This window comes from Bacillus subtilis subsp. subtilis str. 168 (assembly GCF_000009045.1).
GTDB classification, from domain to species: Bacteria; Bacillota; Bacilli; order Bacillales; family Bacillaceae; genus Bacillus; species Bacillus subtilis.
In genome coordinates, this window is record NC_000964.3 from 4,078,165 (window position 1) to 4,097,409 (window position 19,245).

Annotated in this window: 17 protein-coding genes and 1 other RNA gene; 8 read left to right on the plus strand and 10 right to left on the minus strand. The window is 44.9% G+C overall.

Annotated features, from left to right (window positions below):
* Positions 1-8: 8 nt before the first annotated feature.
* From iolE to iolA, 5 genes are all read right to left on the minus strand, one after another.
* A complete protein-coding gene (gene iolE / locus BSU_39720; RefSeq protein ID NP_391851.1) occupies positions 9-902 on the minus strand; it encodes a scyllo-inosose dehydratase in 894 nt (297 codons plus the stop codon).
* Between the two features lie 16 nt (positions 903-918).
* Positions 919-2,832 (minus strand): 3D-(3,5/4)-trihydroxycyclohexane-1,2-dione hydrolase, encoded by a 1,914-nt coding sequence (iolD, locus tag BSU_39730; RefSeq protein NP_391852.2) that lies wholly within the window; start codon positions 2,830-2,832, stop codon positions 919-921.
* Positions 2,833-2,864: 32 nt separating this feature from the next.
* Complete coding sequence (iolC, locus tag BSU_39740) at positions 2,865-3,842, minus strand: 2-deoxy-5-keto-D-gluconic acid kinase (protein ID NP_391853.1); 978 nt, start codon at positions 3,840-3,842, stop codon at positions 2,865-2,867.
* Positions 3,843-3,865: 23 nt separating this feature from the next.
* A complete protein-coding gene (iolB, locus tag BSU_39750) occupies positions 3,866-4,681 on the minus strand; it encodes a 5-deoxy-D-glucuronic acid isomerase (RefSeq protein ID NP_391854.2) in 816 nt (271 codons plus the stop codon).
* Between the two features lie 74 nt (positions 4,682-4,755).
* Complete coding sequence (gene iolA, locus BSU_39760; RefSeq protein NP_391855.1) at positions 4,756-6,219, minus strand: methylmalonate-semialdehyde dehydrogenase; 1,464 nt, start codon at positions 6,217-6,219, stop codon at positions 4,756-4,758.
* A gap of 415 nt (positions 6,220-6,634) precedes the next feature.
* On the opposite strand from iolA, the gene iolR reads away from it, so the two are divergent.
* From iolR to csbC, 5 genes are all read left to right on the plus strand, one after another.
* Positions 6,635-7,390: a transcriptional regulator of the iol operon (DeoR family) gene (gene iolR, locus BSU_39770; RefSeq protein ID NP_391856.1), complete on the plus strand. Its 756-nt coding sequence runs from the start codon at positions 6,635-6,637 to the stop codon at positions 7,388-7,390.
* A 53-nt stretch (positions 7,391-7,443) separates the two neighbouring features.
* The gene (gene iolS / locus BSU_39780) at positions 7,444-8,376 is read left to right on the plus strand and encodes a putative aldo-keto reductase (RefSeq protein NP_391857.1); all 933 of its coding nucleotides are present in this window, start codon (positions 7,444-7,446) and stop codon (positions 8,374-8,376) included.
* 261 nt (positions 8,377-8,637) lie between these two features.
* Complete coding sequence (gene yxcE, locus BSU_39790) at positions 8,638-9,288, plus strand: hypothetical protein (protein NP_391858.1); 651 nt, start codon at positions 8,638-8,640, stop codon at positions 9,286-9,288.
* Between the two features lie 3 nt (positions 9,289-9,291).
* The gene (yxcD, locus tag BSU_39800; RefSeq protein NP_391859.1) at positions 9,292-9,600 is read left to right on the plus strand and encodes a hypothetical protein; all 309 of its coding nucleotides are present in this window, start codon (positions 9,292-9,294) and stop codon (positions 9,598-9,600) included.
* 237 nt (positions 9,601-9,837) lie between these two features.
* Positions 9,838-11,223 (plus strand): putative metabolite transporter, encoded by a 1,386-nt coding sequence (csbC, locus tag BSU_39810; RefSeq protein NP_391860.1) that lies wholly within the window; start codon positions 9,838-9,840, stop codon positions 11,221-11,223.
* A 41-nt stretch (positions 11,224-11,264) separates the two neighbouring features.
* On the opposite strand, the gene htpG is transcribed toward csbC, so the two are convergent.
* Positions 11,265-13,145, minus strand: a complete 1,881-nt coding sequence (gene htpG / locus BSU_39820; protein NP_391861.1) for a class III heat-shock protein (ATP-dependent molecular chaperone HSP90) — start codon at positions 13,143-13,145, stop codon at positions 11,265-11,267.
* 167 nt (positions 13,146-13,312) lie between these two features.
* Complete coding sequence (gene yxcA / locus BSU_39830; protein ID NP_391862.1) at positions 13,313-13,564, minus strand: hypothetical protein; 252 nt, start codon at positions 13,562-13,564, stop codon at positions 13,313-13,315.
* 116 nt (positions 13,565-13,680) lie between these two features.
* Between yxcA and yxbG the strand changes: the two genes are divergently transcribed.
* Positions 13,681-14,502, plus strand: a complete 822-nt coding sequence (gene yxbG, locus BSU_39840) for a putative oxidoreductase (protein NP_391863.2) — start codon at positions 13,681-13,683, stop codon at positions 14,500-14,502.
* A gap of 28 nt (positions 14,503-14,530) precedes the next feature.
* On the opposite strand, the gene yxbF is transcribed toward yxbG, so the two are convergent.
* The gene (yxbF, locus tag BSU_39850) at positions 14,531-15,673 is read right to left on the minus strand and encodes a putative transcriptional regulator (protein NP_391864.1); all 1,143 of its coding nucleotides are present in this window, start codon (positions 15,671-15,673) and stop codon (positions 14,531-14,533) included.
* Between the two features lie 142 nt (positions 15,674-15,815).
* On the opposite strand from yxbF, the gene aldX reads away from it, so the two are divergent.
* Positions 15,816-17,153 carry a putative aldehyde dehydrogenase gene (aldX, locus tag BSU_39860; protein ID NP_391865.2) on the plus strand — a complete coding sequence of 446 codons (1,338 nt, stop codon included), beginning with the start codon at positions 15,816-15,818 and terminating at the stop codon, positions 17,151-17,153.
* A gap of 38 nt (positions 17,154-17,191) precedes the next feature.
* On the opposite strand, the gene yxbD is transcribed toward aldX, so the two are convergent.
* Both yxbD and yxbC read right to left on the minus strand, forming a co-directional pair.
* Complete coding sequence (gene yxbD, locus BSU_39870) at positions 17,192-17,671, minus strand: putative N-acetyltransferase (protein ID NP_391866.2); 480 nt, start codon at positions 17,669-17,671, stop codon at positions 17,192-17,194.
* Between the two features lie 79 nt (positions 17,672-17,750).
* The gene (yxbC, locus tag BSU_39880; protein ID NP_391867.1) at positions 17,751-18,743 is read right to left on the minus strand and encodes a hypothetical protein; all 993 of its coding nucleotides are present in this window, start codon (positions 18,741-18,743) and stop codon (positions 17,751-17,753) included.
* Positions 18,744-18,832: 89 nt separating this feature from the next.
* Between yxbC and srlX the strand changes: the two genes are divergently transcribed.
* Positions 18,833-19,245, plus strand: an RNA gene (srlX, locus tag BSU_misc_RNA_86) — putative small RNA or mRNA leader sequence.

Consider the following 19,245-nt stretch of genomic DNA (forward strand, 5'->3'; position numbering starts at 1 on the left):
ATTCCCCATTAAGCCAGATCCAACAACTGCTGATCAATATAGTTTCTCGCAATCAATGCATACTCCAGCGGGTTTGCAACATCGGGGTCTTGTTCAGCTTCAATGACAATCCATCCGGAATAACTGTGCTTCAACAGCAGCTGATATACTTCTCTAAAGTCAATGCAGCCGTCACCGGGAACCGTAAACATGCCTTTTAAAAATGATTGCCGGAACGATTGTCCTTCGAGCCTGCATTGTTCCATGACATTCAGGCGGGCATCCTTAAAGTGCACATGCTTAATGCGGCCGATATGCTTCTCAAGCATCCCCATGTAATCGCCGTCAGAAATATACGCATGGCCTGTATCATAGAGGAGGTGTACATGCGCAGGGTCTGTTCCTGCCATCAGGCGGTCCACTTCTTCCGCTGTTTGGACACCAGTGCCGAGATGATGATGATAGACAAGCTTCAAGCCATGCTGAGCGGCAATTTCGCCAAGGTGATTCAGCCCTTCGCAAAGCCGCTCCCATTCATCATCCGTAAAGTGCGGCTTCTCTGTGAACACATTTTTCTCCAAGCTTTGCACGCTGTACGTTTGTTCAGAGACAACTGCGACATCCGCGTTTACTTGCTGCAAATACTCACAATGCAGGGTAAATGTCTTTGCCGCTTCACCAAGTCCGTCACGCAAAATAAAACTGCTGAACCATTTTCCTGCAATGCGTAAGTTCCGAAGCTTCAGCTCTTTGTTCAGGATGGCAGGTTCGGGGAAAAAGCCCCCGACCTCCGTGCCTTGAAAACGTGCGACAACGATATCACTTAACAAATGCTGAAGTGTATTTCCCGCTCCAATTTCAGGCATGTCATCATTCCGCCACCCAATGGGAGCGATTCCCCACAGGATTTCATTTTTGCCCATCTATGGTGCCTCCCCTCTAATACTGCTTCGCAGATTCCAGCTTTTTCTCTTTTGCTTCGTATGCTTTCTGAACGCTTTCTTGTTCAGATACCTCTGCCACCCCGACATGCCACCAGCTGTCATAGCCGTCCGTCATTGTTTTAGGCAGCACCTTCATTTCAATTAATGTTGATACATCCTGTTTCTTCGCATCCTCTAACGCAGCTTTTAATTCTTCTACTGTGTTTGCACGGTAGGTTTTCGCGCCGTATCCCTCAGCGACTTTCGCGTAATCGACATTCAGGATTTGGTTGTCATCTGTGCGGAACTCGCAATAGTAGCTGCCGCTGCCGTGATCCATTTGCAGGTTGTTGATGCATCCGAATCCTGAGTTGTCAAAGAGCAGCACATTGATTTTCTTGTTGTACTGAATCGCCGTGATCAGTTCAGAATGAAGCATCAGGAAGCTGCCGTCTCCGACGATTGAATACACTTCTCTGTCAGGGTGGGCCAGTTTAAGACCGAGTGTCCCGGACACTTCATAGCCCATGCAAGAATATCCATACTCCAGGTGATACGTATTCGGAACATTAGAATGCCACAGACGCTGCAAATCTCCTGGGAGTGAGCCTGCTGAACAGATGATGACGCTGTCTTCAGGAATCGTCTCGTTGATTGTCAGCAATGCCGTTGTTTGCGGAAGCTCCGTATTCAACGCGTCAGCATATTCATTCAGGACCTCTTGAGAAAAGTGATTTTTGATTTCCGGATCAAATGCTTCCCGCTTAAACGTCACTTTGCTGAGACGCTCGCGTTCAGCTAGCCATTCGTCCTTCAGCTCCCGGATCGTTGTGCCGAACTCGCTCTCATAGCCTTCAAGCAAGCCGTGCAGTTTGCCAAGCGTCACTTTCGCATCCGCCACCACTTGGAATGCATCAAGTTTATACGCCTGCATTCGGCTGACGTTAATGTTCAAAAACTTCGCTTTATCAAAATCAAAAGCGGTCTTAGAGGATGTCGCAAAATCTGTATACCTTGTGCCGATGCCGATAATCAAATCAGCTTGGCGGGCCGCTTTGTTTGCCGCAAGTGTACCTGTGATGCCCATTCCGCCAAGGTTGTTCGCAAAATCTGCCTCAACGGTAGACTTTCCTGCCTGCGTTTCAACTAACGGAATGTTATAGGCTTCAGAAATGGCAACCAATTCATCGCGCGCACCGGAATATTTTGCGCCTCCGCCGACGAGAATCACAGGTTTTTTGCTGGATTTAATCAGCTCCGCCGCACCTTGAAGCTCGCGCTCGCTCGGCTGCATGCGATCAATATAGTGAACCCGTTTGACGAAGAAACTTTCATCAAAATCGTATGCTTCCCCTTCAACATCCTGAGAAATACAAATCGTTGCCGGACCTGCTTTTGCCGGATCAGTCATGACTTCAAACGCGCGCAGCAAACTGCTCATCAGCTGCTCAGGGCGCGTAATGCGGTCCCAGTATCTCGATACAGGCTTCAATGCATCGTTTGTCGTAATCGCCGCACTGTATTCTTGCTCCATTTGCTGCAGTACAGGGTCTGGCTGTCTTGTCGCAAATGTGTCTGCCGGAATCAAGAGAACTGGGATATTATTTGCCAATGCAGTGCCGGCTGCCGCCACCAAGTTAGCCGCTCCAGGTCCGACGGATGTAGACACCGCATATATTTTTCTTCTCAGCATTTGCTTGCTGTACGCCATGGCCGCATGCGCCATTCCTTGTTCATTTTTCCCTTGATAGACTTTCAAATGGCCTGCATCCTGCTCAAGCGCCTGCCCGATCCCTAATACGTTTCCATGACCGAAAATCGTGAAGATCCCTTCGACAAAAGGCTCTTCCTTTCCATCTACATGGATGTACTGCTGGTTTAAGAATTTAATCAGCGCCTGCGCAGTTGTTAAGCGAATTTTCTTACCCACAAACGATCCCACCTTTACTCGATCTTTTTCAATTATGACTGTGCTTCAATAAGCTGTTCGATTTCTTCCGCAGTCGGCATCGCTTCTGACGAACTGTGCTTGCTCACCACAATGGAGGCTGAAGCACTGCCGTATTTCAATGCCGTTTCAATGTCTTTTCCGCTGACAAGGCCATAGATAAAGGCTGACGCATAGGAGTCACCGGCCCCAAAGGTTTTCAGCACTTTTGTCTTGTACGCTTGAGCGCGGAATACCTCGCCGGATTTGCTGTATGCGTAAGAGCCTTCGACGCCGTGTTTGATGACAACGAGGTCGGCTGAATGGCCAAATAAATGATTGACGGATTCTTCATTGCTTCCGCCTGTGCGGTTTTCCATCACATCAAATTCATCGCGTGTGCCGATGACGATATCAGACTGCTCGGCAACCAAAGAATAATAAACGGCTGTTTCATCTGATGACTGCCACGTATATGGCCGGTAATCCAGTTCGAATACCACCTTAACCTGATGCTTTTTCGCGTATTGAACAGCTTTTAACACCGCTTCCCGTGACGGGCTTTTGGCGAGCGCTGTCCCGGAGACAAGCAGCATTTTCGCATTTGCGATATAGTCCTCACTTACCTCTGAAGGCTCAAGATAAAGATCCGCCACATCATCGCGATACATTAAGATGCTGCATTCTTCAGGGCTGAGGATTTCTGTAAATGCAAGGCCTGCTTTGTGTCCATCTTGATCAACAATCATCTGTGTAGTATCCACGCCGGTCTTTCTCATATAGGACTCTATGAATCTTCCATGCTGGTCATCCGGAATTTTGCCGATGAAGCCCGCTTTTAAGCCAAGCTTCGCGCTGCCGATCGCGATATTCGCAGGTGAACCGCCGACATATTTCGAAAATGTCATCGTTTCTTCCATTGGGCGGTTGTATTCGACTGCGTTCAGATCAATACATGCCCGGCCGATGGCAACAATATCAAAAGCCTTCTCTTCATTGAATGTATACTTCATCGTAAACAGCCACTCCTCACTTGTTAGCGTTCTAAAATCCATTCATGCGCCGGGTCGTTATAAAACTTCCATTTTCGCGTCGGCCCTGCCATGACATTTAAATAGTAGGATGTGTATCCGTCCGGAACGCCTACCGGGTGGTATCCCGCAGGAACGATGACAACGTTTTCATTTCCCACAGTCATTGTCTCGTCAATAGAACGGTCATCTGTGTATACGCGCTGAAACACAAAGCCCTGTCCCGGGTCTAACTCATGGTAGTACGTTTCTTCTAAGAAAGATTCTTCCGGCAAGTTGTCTTGGTCATGTTTGTGAGGCGGGTAGCTGGACCAGTTGCCGCTGTCTGTATAGACTTCAACTACTAATAGACTGTTAGCTGAAGGGTCTGAATCCGGAAGAATGTTATGAACAGTACGTTTGTTTGAAAATTGCCCGCGATGCTCAATTCCGTTGTCTTCCGCTTTGATCAGCTTTGTCGGAAGCTGCTTTTCCGATGGAGAATAGCAAAGCGCCACTCTTGCGTCGCTGACCGCTGTGATCTCAAATGCACGGTCATTTGAAATATAGACGCTGTCTGTCGGTTTTCGTTCAAATACGCTTTCGCGCGTGCCGATATTCTCAAAAGTCGACTCATGATCTGTCACTGTAATTTTCCCCGTTACCGCCACAATACAGATTTCTTGTTTTTTCAATTCTTCTGTATAGCTTGAACCTGATGCAAGATCTAACACTTTAAACTCTACATAAGTGAGATCAGAGTTGGATGTCGTTACTTCGTGCACGAGTTTGACCCCATTAGACACTTCATGCGACTGCGGCTTACGCAACAAATAACTCATAGAGAAGCCCTCCTCTTTCTATTGGCAGAATGAGTCCGAACAGCGCACATGGACGCCGTTCGGCTGTTCGTCGTTTAGTTGAAATCAGGTGCCGGATATCTTGCCGTCACCACTTTTTTACGTGTATAGAAGTCGACGCTGTCTTTTCCGTTCGCATGCAGCGTTCCAAAGAATGAAGATTTCCAGCCTGAGAATGGGAAGAACGCCATTGGAGCCGGCACACCAAGGTTGATGCCTAGCATTCCCGCATCAATGTTTTCACGGAAGTAGCGGATTGCGTTTGAGTTGGATGTGAACAAGCAGGCGCCGTTCGCAAACTCAGACTTATTGGCGATTTCAATCGCTTCTTTCAGGTTTTTCACACGGATGACAGATAAGACCGGAGCGAAAATTTCATCTTTCCAGATCGTCATTTCTGTTGTGACATTGTCAAAGATCGTCGGGCCGACAAAGTAGCCGTCGTCAGACACATTTTCACGTCCGTCACATACGAGTCTGGCACCTTCTTCAAGACCTTTTTCGATATAGCTGAGCGTGCGCTTCTTGTTGTCTTCGCGAATCACCGGTCCTAAGAACACGCCGTCATCAAGGCCGTTACCGATTTTAATGTCCGCCACTTTTTCCTGCAGCTTCGCCATAAATTCATCGGCGATTCCTTCTTCAACTGTCACAACCGCACAAGCCATGCAGCGTTCACCGGCAGAACCGAAGGCAGCTCCAACGATGTTTGTAACCGTGTCTTCAAGATTCGCATCGTTCAAGACAATCGTATGGTTTTTCGCGCCAGTCAGAGATTGAACGCGTTTTAAGTTTTCGCTTCCTTTTTTGTAGACGTATTCGCCTACTGGCTTGGAGCCTACAAATGAAATCGCTTTAATTTCGGGATGCTCGAGGATGCCGTTCACAACGTCATGCGCACCGTATACGACGTTGAACACCCCTTTCGGAAGGCCCGCTTTTTCAAAAAGCTCAACCAATTTCTCTGTTAACAGCGGAGTCCGCTCAGATGGCTTTAAAATAAATGTGTTGCCGAGCGCGATCGCCATCGGGAACATCCAGCAAGGAACCATCATCGGGAAGTTGAATGGCGCGATTCCGCCGACAACTCCGATTGGGTAACGGTAGTTCGCCGCTTCAACGTCCGTTGCGATGGAAGCAAGTGAGTCACCCATCATCAGGGAAGGTGCTCCAGCGGCGAACTCTACGTTTTCAATCCCGCGTCCCACTTCACCTAAAGCTTCTTTCGTGTTTTTTCCGTTTTCAATGGTAATTAGATGAGCAAGTTCTTCTTTATGCTGAGACAGCAGCTGCTGGAAGTTAAATAGAATTCTGGCGCGGCGAGGAACCGCCACCTTTGACCATGTTTTAAATGCTTCAGCCGCTGTTTGCGCTGCGTAATCAATATCCTCTTTTGTAGAAATCGGCACTTGGCATAGCACTTCTTTCGTCGCCGGATTGACGACATCTTCATATTGATCTGTTTTGCTTTCAACCCATTCACCGTTGATGTAGTTTTTTAATTTTCTGATTTCTGCCATTCTTATTGCCTCCTTCATTAGTAAACACATACACTTGTATGGATGGTTCCGGATAGATTCATATCAATATCCACTTTTCAGCAAGCCAAGAATTAAACGCTTTCAAAAACACCAAAAAAATAAATGGCGGATGCATATTTACATACAAGCAACCATTTCATGCACAACAGGTTACTTTTTGGTCATTTCTTGGTTATATTCTAATCGCATAATACCCATAAGTCAATCATAAACACTACATTTTTTCATTATTTTTATTATATTAATCTTTTAATCAAGTAAGAGAAGTAAGAGAAGGCCGTCCAATCTTGCAAAAGATATACACCGATGTTATCATTTTTAAGCAACTATTGATTAACTTTTGGTTTTTATTATATATTTATGTTACGTAAAGATTCAAGAAGGAGTTTTTTATATGAAACTGATGCGGATTCAGGAAATGGAGGAGTACATTTTATCGCATGGCACTGTTTCCTTAGATGAGCTGTGCCAGGTGTTCAATGTCTCCAAAAACACAGTCAGACGTGATATCAACAAGCTAACAGAAAAGGGTGCGATTGAAAAAGTATACGGCGGCGTAACATCTATTGAAAAAACCGCATTAGTTCCTTTTGAAAATCGCACCATTCAGCACCAGGATGAAAAAACAAAAATCGCCCATTATGCTTCCCGATTTATTGAAGATCACGATTTGGTCTTCATTGATTCAGGAACGACGACAAAGTCTATTCTTGATACGCTTGATCCAGCCAAAAATGTCACCATCTTAACCAACAGTTTAGACATTATCAATGCGGCGTCAGCTTTGAAGAATATCAACTTAATCATTATCGGAAACAACTATAAGAGAAAAACCCGCTCCTTTGTCGGCATGGACGACCCGGCTATGCTTGATAAGTACAATATCAACAAAGCCTTTATGTCCGCTACCGGAACGACGCTGACTCACGGATTGACCAATTCGGATCTGCTGGAGTATGAAATTAAAAAGAGGATTTCAGAAAAAGCAAAAGAAGTGTATCTATTGGCTGACCATTCTAAATTCGGAAAATCAACGCTTCTGACGTATGCACCGTTTGACAGGCTGCATTGCATTGTGACCTCTCAGCCATTAGACGACGAGTACACGCAGTACTGCAATGAGCATCAAATCGGCATTCATCTGGCCTAACGTTTACAATAGTGTTGAGAGTCTATCATCCATTTTATTCTAGGAGGCAGATCATGAAAAAAGCGAAGCTCGGAAAATCAGACTTGCAGGTATTCCCTATCGGATTAGGAACAAATGCTGTCGGAGGACATAACCTCTACCCGAACCTAAATGAAGAAACCGGAAAAGAATTGGTGCGCGAGGCGATCCGTAATGGCGTGACAATGTTAGACACCGCTTACATTTACGGGATCGGCCGTTCCGAAGAATTAATTGGTGAAGTGCTGCGTGAATTCAACCGTGAAGATGTTGTCATCGCGACAAAAGCCGCTCACAGAAAACAAGGCAATGACTTTGTCTTTGATAATTCACCAGATTTTCTTAAAAAATCAGTTGATGAAAGCCTGAAGCGCTTGAATACCGATTATATTGATTTGTTCTACATTCACTTCCCTGACGAACATACGCCTAAGGATGAAGCCGTTAACGCGCTGAATGAGATGAAGAAAGCCGGAAAAATCCGTTCCATCGGTGTATCCAACTTCTCTTTAGAGCAATTGAAAGAAGCAAACAAAGACGGTTTGGTAGATGTATTGCAAGGCGAATACAACCTGTTAAACCGTGAAGCGGAAAAAACATTCTTCCCGTATACGAAGGAGCATAATATTTCATTTATCCCTTACTTCCCTCTCGTATCAGGTTTATTGGCAGGAAAGTATACAGAAGATACAACGTTCCCAGAAGGCGACCTGCGAAACGAACAGGAACACTTCAAGGGTGAGCGTTTCAAAGAAAATATCAGAAAGGTCAACAAGCTTGCGCCGATTGCCGAAAAACACAACGTGGATATCCCTCACATCGTATTGGCCTGGTATTTAGCAAGACCGGAAATTGATATTTTAATCCCAGGAGCAAAACGTGCCGATCAGCTGATTGATAACATCAAAACAGCTGACGTGACGCTTTCTCAAGAGGATATTTCATTTATTGATAAGCTGTTCGCATAAGAAGAAAACAGCCTTCTCCAATGGAGAAGGCTGTTTTTTTGTGCGATAAATTCCTAAATAACTGATTTTGAAGCAAAACCTTACAAAATGAGCCATAAATCCGATAAAATAAAGGTAGTTTATCTCAGAAAGAAAGTGATTGAGAAAGCAAAAGTATGAAACGTTCATATCATCTAGCTCATATGAAATAAAGCTGACCCAGCTTCTTTTATTTGCTGGTCAGAATAGCGGACCGTTTCGATGGTCTATGGAGGAAACAGAATGAAACTTAAATATGTAAAAGCCTTAGTTGCAGTAACCGTTGCTTTAGGTGTACTGCTGCCATCAACGATTTCTCATGCAAAGAGCTTTAGCGGCCGCTCATCATCTAGTTACAGCAGCCGAAGTTCAAGCTCATCATACAGCGGAAGCTATAAATCAAGCCCGAAATCAAGCTACAGCTCAGGATCAAGCTCTTCTAGCAAAAAATCCAAGACGTCTGACGATTCATCATCATCGATTTCGCTTAAAAAGAAGCCTTCGGAAAAGGCAAGTTCATCAAGCTCTAAAAAATCGTCAGGCACCTTTTCCGGCGCTACATCAAAAGTAACCGGAAAGACATACAGCGGAAAAACGTCTAAAGCCTATGTTGGCGGACGTTATGTTTCAGTCAATCATTACTATCACGCAGGTTTCGCGCCATCAGGATGGTTTGGATATTATAGCGGATTTACAATGGGTATGTTCATGATCAGCATGATGCACCCATGGGGTTACACCTATCATCCAGTCGGAGGCCCCGGTTATGTTTCTTATGGCGCTTCACCCATTGCCTGGATCGTTGATATCATCGCTTTGATTATTATTTTAATCATTGTCATCGCATTGATTCGCGCATTTAAAGCACCGAAGACGTACAGAAGGAGATTTTAGGCAATGAGATTAATATTAAATGAGCAAGAAATTGTAGACGGAATTTGCGTGTATATTTCCAATGAAGAAGATATCTACCCTGAAGACGTTGAAGTAAAAGAACTATCGTACAACAAGCGTACAGGGTTCTTCGCTGAAGCTACATTTGGCCTGCACCACAAGCAGCTTATGTCAGATGACATTTCAGAAGGCATTATTCAGTTCTTAGAGGAATACCACAACTTCAATCCGGACGTTACCGTCGTTGAATTGCAATTTGATAAGAAAAAAGGCTTCTCCGCCTTGGTTTTTGTCAACGAAGCAGAAGAATAAAAATGTCTTAATCAAACCTTACTCCGCGCGGGTAAGGTTTTTTTAATGGTTTCTCTGAGCATAAAGTTATTTCGTTTTTCCTAAACTCAGCGGATCTGTGATCATCTCTTTTGGCTATAAAGTTTCCGTTTTTTCAAAACAAATGTTTCAAATGAGATAGGAAATGGGTACTAATCTATTAACTTTGTTACATATTTTTAGATACTCATTGGCTCAACAACTGAGGAGGAGACATTTGTGAAGAAAGACACAAGGAAATATATGATCTACTTTTTCGGCGCTTTAGGGGGACTGCTATATGGTTACGATACAGGTGTTATCTCCGGAGCACTCCTGTTTATCAATAACGATATTCCTTTAACGACATTGACAGAAGGATTGGTTGTCAGCATGCTGCTCCTTGGCGCGATTTTCGGTTCTGCCTTGAGCGGCACATGCTCAGACCGCTGGGGCAGGAGAAAGGTTGTATTTGTCCTTTCCATCATTTTTATTATCGGTGCGCTCGCTTGCGCATTTTCTCAAACAATCGGCATGCTGATTGCATCTAGGGTGATACTCGGGTTGGCCGTCGGCGGTTCAACGGCACTTGTGCCCGTGTATCTTTCCGAAATGGCACCGACGAAAATTCGCGGGACACTCGGCACAATGAACAACTTAATGATTGTCACCGGGATTTTGCTCGCCTATATCGTTAACTACCTGTTCACACCGTTTGAAGCGTGGCGCTGGATGGTCGGTCTGGCTGCAGTGCCTGCCGTGCTTCTATTAATCGGCATCGCCTTCATGCCGGAATCGCCAAGATGGCTCGTGAAGCGCGGCAGCGAAGAAGAAGCGAGACGCATCATGAACATCACTCATGACCCCAAAGACATCGAAATGGAATTGGCAGAGATGAAGCAAGGGGAAGCGGAGAAAAAAGAAACGACACTTGGCGTGCTGAAAGCCAAGTGGATTCGCCCTATGCTTCTGATTGGCGTCGGCCTTGCCATTTTCCAGCAGGCAGTCGGCATTAACACGGTCATCTACTACGCGCCAACCATTTTTACGAAGGCCGGTCTTGGCACATCAGCTTCGGCGCTCGGCACAATGGGAATCGGCATCCTCAACGTCATCATGTGTATCACTGCCATGATCTTAATTGACCGTGTCGGCCGCAAAAAACTTCTGATCTGGGGAAGTGTCGGCATCACACTGAGCCTTGCTGCTTTATCAGGCGTGCTCCTGACACTGGGGCTTTCCGCATCAACAGCGTGGATGACAGTAGTCTTTCTCGGTGTCTATATCGTCTTTTACCAGGCGACATGGGGTCCGGTAGTGTGGGTGCTCATGCCTGAGCTCTTCCCGTCCAAAGCACGCGGAGCCGCGACAGGGTTCACGACTTTGGTGTTATCGGCGGCTAACCTGATCGTGTCGCTTGTCTTCCCGCTGATGCTAAGCGCGATGGGCATCGCATGGGTCTTTATGGTTTTCTCAGTCATTTGTCTTCTCTCATTTTTCTTCGCGTTCTACATGGTACCGGAAACCAAAGGGAAAAGCTTGGAGGAAATTGAAGCAAGCCTGAAAAAACGGTTTAAAAAGAAGAAAAGCACCCAAAACCAAGTGCTGAATGAGCGTACATTATAAAAAAAGGAATCGTCTCCTTATGAGACGATTCCTTTTTCTGTTTACACCATGACCTTGCAAATATTGTTCGTAAATTCCACAGGGTCCTGAATCGGCAGGCCTTCGATGAGGAGCGCCTGATTGTACAGAAGGTTTGTGTACAGGCTCAGCTTCTCTTTATCTTGTTCAAACGCGTCCTGCAGTGTTTGGAATACCTCGTGATTTGGGTTGATTTCCAGCACTTTTTCCGCCTTCACATTTTGGCTGTCAGGCATCGCATTTAAGATTTTTTCCATCTCAATTGTCACTTCGCCGTCAGCAGCAAGGCAGACTGGATGTGATTTAAGCCGTTTTGAGATTCTGACGTTTTTCACTTTGTCTGACAGAATGTTTTTCATTTCCTCAAACAGATCCTTATACTTGCTTTCCTCTTCCTCGGACTGCTTTTGATCCTCATCCGTGTCTATGCCAAGGTCTCCGCTTGATACGGACTTGAATTCTTTTTCCTGATAAGAAGCCAGCATTTTAATTGCAAACTCATCGATGTCCTCAGTAAAGTAGAGGATTTCATAGCCTTTGTCCGCCACCATTTCCGTTTGCGGCAGTTTCTCAATGCGGTCGTAAGAATCACCGGTCGCGTAATAAATGAATTTCTGCTCCTCTGGCATTCTGGAAACATACTCGTCTAAGCTGACCAGTTTTTTCTCTTTTGAAGAGTAGAATAAGAGGAGATCCTTCAATTGATCCTTATTCGCGCCAAAATCATTGTACACGCCGAATTTCAGCTGTCTGCCGAACGACTTGTAGAACGTCTCGTATTTCTCGCGGTCTTTTTTCAACAGGCTTTGCAGCTCGCTTTTGATTTTCTTGCTGATGTTTTTCGCGATCAGCTTCAGCTGGCGGTCATGCTGCAGCATTTCTCTGGAAATATTCAGCGACAGATCCTCAGAATCGACCATGCCCTTCACAAAGCTGAAGTGGTCCGGTAGCAGGTCTGCGCACTTATTCATGATCAGCACGCCATTGGAATACAGCTCCAAGCCTTTCTCATATTCCTTGGAATAGTAGTCAAACGGCATGTTTTCAGGGACGAATAGAATCGCGTTGTAGCGAACCGCTCCATCCACGCTGATATGAACGTGTGTCAGCGGTTTATCAAACCCGTAATGCTTTTCAGCATAGAATTTTTCATAATCCTCATCTGTCAGCTCGCTTTTGTTTTTTCTCCAGATCGGCACCATGCTGTTGACCGTCTGCTCTTCCTGCACCTCTTCAAATTCATTTTCGCTGCCTTCCTTCGGCTTATTAATGGTTGTATCCATTTTGATCGGGTAGCGAATGAAGTCGGAGTACTTCTTGATGATCGCTTTTAAACGATATTCCTCTAAAAACTCGTCATAGCTGTCATCTTCTGTGTTCTCTTTGATTTTCAGGATAATGTCTGTACCGACAGAATCCTTTTCACACGGCTCAATCGTATAGCCGTCTGCACCCGCAGACTCCCATTTATAAGCCTCTTCGCTGCCAAGCGCTTTACTGATGACTGTCACGACATCGGCAACCATAAATGCCGCGTAAAAACCGACACCGAACTGCCCGATAATGTCATGTCCGTCTTTCAGCTCGTTTTCCTTTTTAAACGCGAGGGAACCGCTTTTTGCAATTGTTCCAAGATGCTGTTCAAGCTCATCCTTTGTCATTCCGATCCCCGTATCAGAGATGGTTAATGTTCTCGCATCTTTGTCAGCTGCGACCTTTATGTAGTAACTGTCTTTATCAAACGTAAGCGCATCGTCCGTAAGCGCTTTGTAATAGATTTTGTCAATCGCATCACTCGAATTGGAGATTAACTCGCGCAGGAAAATTTCTTTTTGGGTATAAATGGAGTTAATCATCATATCCAGCAAGCGTTTAGACTCTGCTTTAAACTCTTTTTTCGCCACTCTTGATCGCTCCTTTACCATTATGTAAACCCTTTTCAGCATCTATTTATCACATAAGATGACAATTGTCAATTAGATTGATAGATGCATATATATGTAAATTTAACATTAGTTGGATTTGTTTTCACTCTTTTTCTCACTCATTCTCATAAAAAAGAGAGGCTTCATCATCCTCTCTTTTTTTCTGTGTCATTCCAACGGCCAAACTCCCGCTTCATCCATATATGCACCGGGTAGAAAAACAAACCGAACGGTATCAAAAACAAAAGATTATGCCATGAAGCATTCAGAAATGCGCTTGCAGTCACCGGGAACGTAATCTCTTGCAATAAAAAAGAGATGACAGTCAGCACAACAAATGCAGATGGAATGGTCACGATGCAATAAAACTTGAGCTCCTTCTTATGCTGTACCTTCAAACATACAAACCTCCCAACAATTTCTAATTCATCTTAACATATGCTGGCCTTTCTTTTCTCGCATGTTTATCACTGCACATAGCGGGAAGACAAATAGAAAAAGGAGGTCTCGTATCATGGGAAGACTTGAAAACAAAACAGCAGTTATCACAGGCGCCGCGACAGGCATTGGTCAAGCGACGGCGGAGGTTTTTGCCAATGAAGGCGCGCGTGTGATCATCGGAGATATCAATAAAGATCAAATGGAAGAAACAGTTGACGCAATCAGAAAAAACGGAGGACAGGCCGAATCCTTTCACCTCGATGTGTCAGATGAAAACAGTGTGAAAGCATTTGCTGATCAAATCAAGGATGCATGCGGAACGATTGATATTCTGTTTAATAATGCCGGCGTTGATCAGGAAGGCGGAAAGGTGCACGAATATCCGGTTGACCTGTTTGACCGCATTATCGCCGTCGACCTGCGCGGCACATTCCTTTGCAGCAAATATTTGATTCCGCTCATGCTCGAAAATGGAGGCTCCATCATCAACACCTCCTCCATGTCAGGCCGTGCCGCGGACCTTGACCGCTCCGGCTACAACGCCGCAAAAGGCGGTATCACCAACCTGACAAAGGCAATGGCAATCGACTACGCACGAAACGGCATCCGCGTCAATTCCATTTCACCGGGCACGATCGAAACACCGCTGATTGACAAATTAGCAGGCACAAAAGAACAGGAAATGGGCGAACAATTCCGCGAAGCCAACAAATGGATCACGCCGCTCGGACGTCTTGGCCAGCCCAAAGAAATGGCAACAGTGGCACTGTTCCTCGCATCAGACGACAGCTCATACGTCACAGGAGAAGACATCACCGCAGACGGCGGCATCATGGCGTACACATGGCCTGGGAAGATGCTGATTGAGGAGAAATGGAAGGAAGAAACGAAATAAGAGAGGGAGCCCCCTCTCTTTTTGTCTTTTAAAGCAATACAACCTTATATTTCTTCACATCCAAAAACTGCAAAAACTCCCTCGCCAGCACTTCAGGCGGATGCGCCTTTCCTTCATCCAGCCGATACAAAAGCAACCCGATAATCATTGCGGATACATAATGGGCATAAAGCTTTTTCTCTGCGTGAATATCAGTTTGCTGATGCAGATAAAACGATTCCAGCGCTTTGAACATATCAGGTATCACATGAGGAACACCCCATTCCCGATTGAGAAAATGGACAATGGGCATGTTTGACAAAGCAGAAAGCAGAATGGCGAGCGCCTTCTCCGCTTCCTTTAAGGAAAATTCATTCGGGCTGGAGGCAATCGTCAGGTGATCAATGATCTCCGCACATGATCGCTGTATCATGGTTTGGAGCAATTCCTCCTTATTGGCATAGTGATCATAAAAGGTTGCACGGCGGATATTGCTTTTACGCGTAATATCTGAAATCGTGATGCCCGCGTAGTCTTGTTTCTCCGCCAATACATCCAGAAATGCCTTCTGCAGCGCCTCTCTCGTTCGAACCACCCGCCTGTCGATTTGCTTCTCCTTCTCTCGCTCTCCTGGCACAGCTTTTCCAAACAGCCAATAAAACCGCTTTTGAGAAACAAGCTCCCATACCTTCTGGCTGATGGCTTCAGGAGACGCGGCCGCATCCTCATTCAGCCAATACAGGATAATCGCGTACGTGTACAAGGCCCGATAATGTCCATAAATGTCCCGTTCAATCGGCGTTAAATTCACATGGATCGGAGCCAGCAGCACATCCTGCTGAAACACATCCTTAAAAAAACGATGAAAATGTCCTCTGTTCATCATCACAGAAAAAAAGGAACGATGCTCATGAACAAAGGACAGCGTCGGATGCACCGTTTGCCGTTTTTTGTTCAAATGAAGGGTATCCATATGACTGAAGGCGTCAAAAAGCGCTTTGCCCAGTCCTTCCTTCATGTCTTCGATCACATCCTCAATGATTGAAAACTTATCCTCATAATAAAGGTAGAGCGATCCGCGGCTCACTTTGGCCTTCTCAGCGATTTCTTTCATTGTGATGTGTTGAATATCTCTATCTTTCAATAAAGCCAGCAGCGCCTCTTTCACTTGAGCTTCGGCAGATTCCGGCACAAAAGACACCTCCAATCATTAGACAGATCTTAGATATATGTACGGTAACGTATAGATGGTTCACCGTTGTCTTTCTTACAGAAAAGGTACCACCTTATAATAGGTCCGAGAAAAGAAGAAAGCAAATGAGGGGGATTTTACAATGGAACAGCAAGTAAAGGACGACATCCAGCGTGTCTTTCAGCTTCAGAAAAAACAGCAAAAAGCCTTGCGCGCTTCAACAGCGGAACAGCGGAGAGAAAAGCTTCAACGCTTTTTAGATTCCGTCATCGCCCATGAAGAAGAAATCATCGAAGCGATCCGCAAAGACGTCCGCAAACCATATCACGAAGTCAAAAAAGCGGAAATCGAAGGAACAAAAAAAGCGATTAGAGATAATATGAATAACCTGGAACAATGGATGGCGCCTAAAGAAGTCGGTTCATCGTTAAGCCCTGACGCAAACGGAATTCTTATGTACGAGCCTAAAGGCGTCACACTCATCCTCGGCCCGTGGAACTATCCGTTTATGCTGACGATGGCGCCGCTTGCCGCTTCTCTCGCAGCCGGAAACAGCGCGATTGTGAAGCTGTCCGATTTCACGATGAACACGAGCAACATTGCTGCTAAAGTAATAAGAGACGCTTTTGATGAAAAAGAAGTCGCGATTTTTGAAGGAGAGGTTGAGGTGGCAACCGAACTACTTGATCAGCCGTTCGACCATATTTTCTTCACTGGAAGCACAAATGTCGGGAAAATTGTCATGACAGCGGCTGCCAAACACTTGGCATCTGTCACACTTGAGCTTGGCGGCAAGAGCCCGACGATCATTGACAGTGAATACGATCTGATGGACGCAGCGAAAAAGATCGCCGTCGGGAAATTCGTAAACGCCGGCCAAACCTGCATCGCACCTGATTACCTGTTCATTAAAAAAGACGTTCAGGACAGGTTCGCGGGGATTTTACAAACAGTCGTCAACGCTGGATTTATGGAGGATGATCATACCCCAGACCGCAGCAAATTTACGCAGATCGTCAATGACCGCAACTTCAACCGCGTCAAAGATCTGTTCGACGATGCCATCGAAAGAGGGGCGGAAGTGGTGTTCGGCGGCGTATTCGATGCCAGCGACCGCACGATCTCGCCAACCGTTTTGAAAAACGTCACGCCTGACATGAAAATCATGCAGGAGGAAATCTTCGCATCGATCCTGCCAATGATGAACTATGAAGACATCGACGAGGTCATCGATTACGTAAATGACCGCGATAAACCGCTTGCACTTTATGTGTTCAGCAAAAACCAAGATCTGATTGACAACGTCCTTCAGCACACGACATCAGGAAATGCCGCCATCAATGATGTCGTCGTCCATTTCAGTGACGTCAACCTGCCATTCGGCGGCGTCAACACAAGCGGAATCGGCTCCTATCATGGGGTATACGGATTCAAAGAGTTTTCTCATGAGAAGGGTGTATTTATTCAGGCCGCTGAATAATCGCATGATCAAAAGGCGCTTCCTTAGAGGAGCGCCTTTTATTGTAACTCCTTGACCAAAAGCAATTCATCACGGATAGGTATTTTATTATCTGCCAGTAAAGGAATTTCGGGCTTCATCTTTCTGGCCGTCTCGACTGCATTCACAAATAGTCGATCCAACCGGTACCCTCTCTTCTGATAAAACGCTAATGCATGAATATTATCATTGGTTGTGATCAGTTTTATTTGTTTGATATTTCTCTCTCTGCATGCTTCCTCGGCTTTCTCTAGCAGAGCTGTTCCGATCCCTTTATTCTCAATGACACTATCCAGCGAAATGATTTCACAGGCATCTTCTTCAAATATGTATGTAATAAGGCCAACAATCTGGTTATCATCGTTGAGCATTCCATAACCATCTAATTCATCGCAGTTATAAATACCGCTAGAAATAACCATTTGCGGACTGCCCCAGTGTTTTTGAAAAAACGCGGAAACAAGATCTTTAGGTACCTGGCATGTCGGAATAATATTCATATTTTCCTCCTTTTAGCTGAACAAAAATAAGAGAATTAACAACCTATTTTATGTCATTAATCCCCTTATCTAGTATTTACTAGAACTTATAACTTGTCAAAAGCTGTCTGAATACCAATTGCGTGGATTGATAAGGATCAAAATCTGAATCCTGAGATTGGAAGATTTGCTCTGGGGTCAATGTCTCTGCGTTCTCTGATAACGTTTGAATCAGACTTTCCAAATATCCATTTAACTCTGATTTGGACGATTCATGTAGGGATTGATGATTTACAGCGAGTTCTCTAAATCTGTTATCACTGATTAATTTTTTTCGAAGAGCTGCTAGCATCAAGTCAAGCCATGCAGGCTGGCCAAATGTAATATTTAAAGCTAACGTTGCTTGATCAGATTTGGTGGAGTGCCATAAACCTCTTGGCAAATACAGCATGGTTCCCGGTGTTAAATTAACGATTTCTGCATCTGGCAGATCCTCTTTTGGCGGATCTCCTTTCCAATATGACTGTAAATCATCAGGATAGTAAGGAGCCTCTGATAAATCATAGTGCTGCATTGGATTGCTCACATTTTCATTCTTGGCAAGCTTCCATGTTTTCTCACCTTGAATTTGAAAAATCAAGTTGGTGTAGGCGTCAAAATGGGCTTTGAATCCCCCGCCATTTTTCGCCGCGTAAACAATGGCTTTGGAAGAAGTACCCGCAGGCAGTCTTAATTCCGCTTTGAGTTTTTCTATCCACCTTCTGACTTGGGGAATAAATAGGTCGGTGAAATCAAACTCTAATGCAGCCCCTTTTTCATACCACTCTAAAGCCTCTGCAGGTGACACAAGAAATCTGTCTGTGATCCCTTCAGATTCTTCAATCACAGCATCACCAACGACCATGACTGGATTATTGTAGATAGCCAATACGTTTTCTAGCGTTCTAACCTTTTCAAACCCCGGTATGCTTGTAAATCTCTCCACTTCTCCTCTGGCTACCAAAGGTTTTACAGGCCAATATTCTTCTAAAAACTCACTCATCGTTACAGGACTGATGATAGACTCCAAAACCGATTCGGTTACAGCACTCATATTATCCCTCCCAAAAAAAGTAACTTCACCACAAAGATATAACATTTTTTTCTAAAAGTAAATATTGACAGAATTATCAGAGGATTATAATATTTAGTTGTGCGTGATAGCCTATTTTTTTACAAGGAAGGAGGGAAAAGGATGAAAAAGGCTTATAAGAAACCTCGTCTTTTTGAACTGCGCCGTGCTGTAGCAGCTGGCGGCCATTAATCTCATATAGCATTTGACATCTAGTACTCTATTTTAGGAGGGATGCTCAATGAAAAAAGCTTATAAGAAACCTCGCCTTTTTGAACTGCGCCGTGCTGTAGCAGCTGGCGGCCATTAATCTCATATAGCATTTGACATCTAGTACTCTATTTTAGGAGGGATGCTCAATGAAAAAAGCTTATAAGAAACCTCGCCTTTTTGAATTGCGCCGCGCTGTAGCAGCTGGCGGTCATTAATCTTATCCAAAACGATTAACGTTTGAGGCTATCACGCCAACTTGATAAGGAGGATG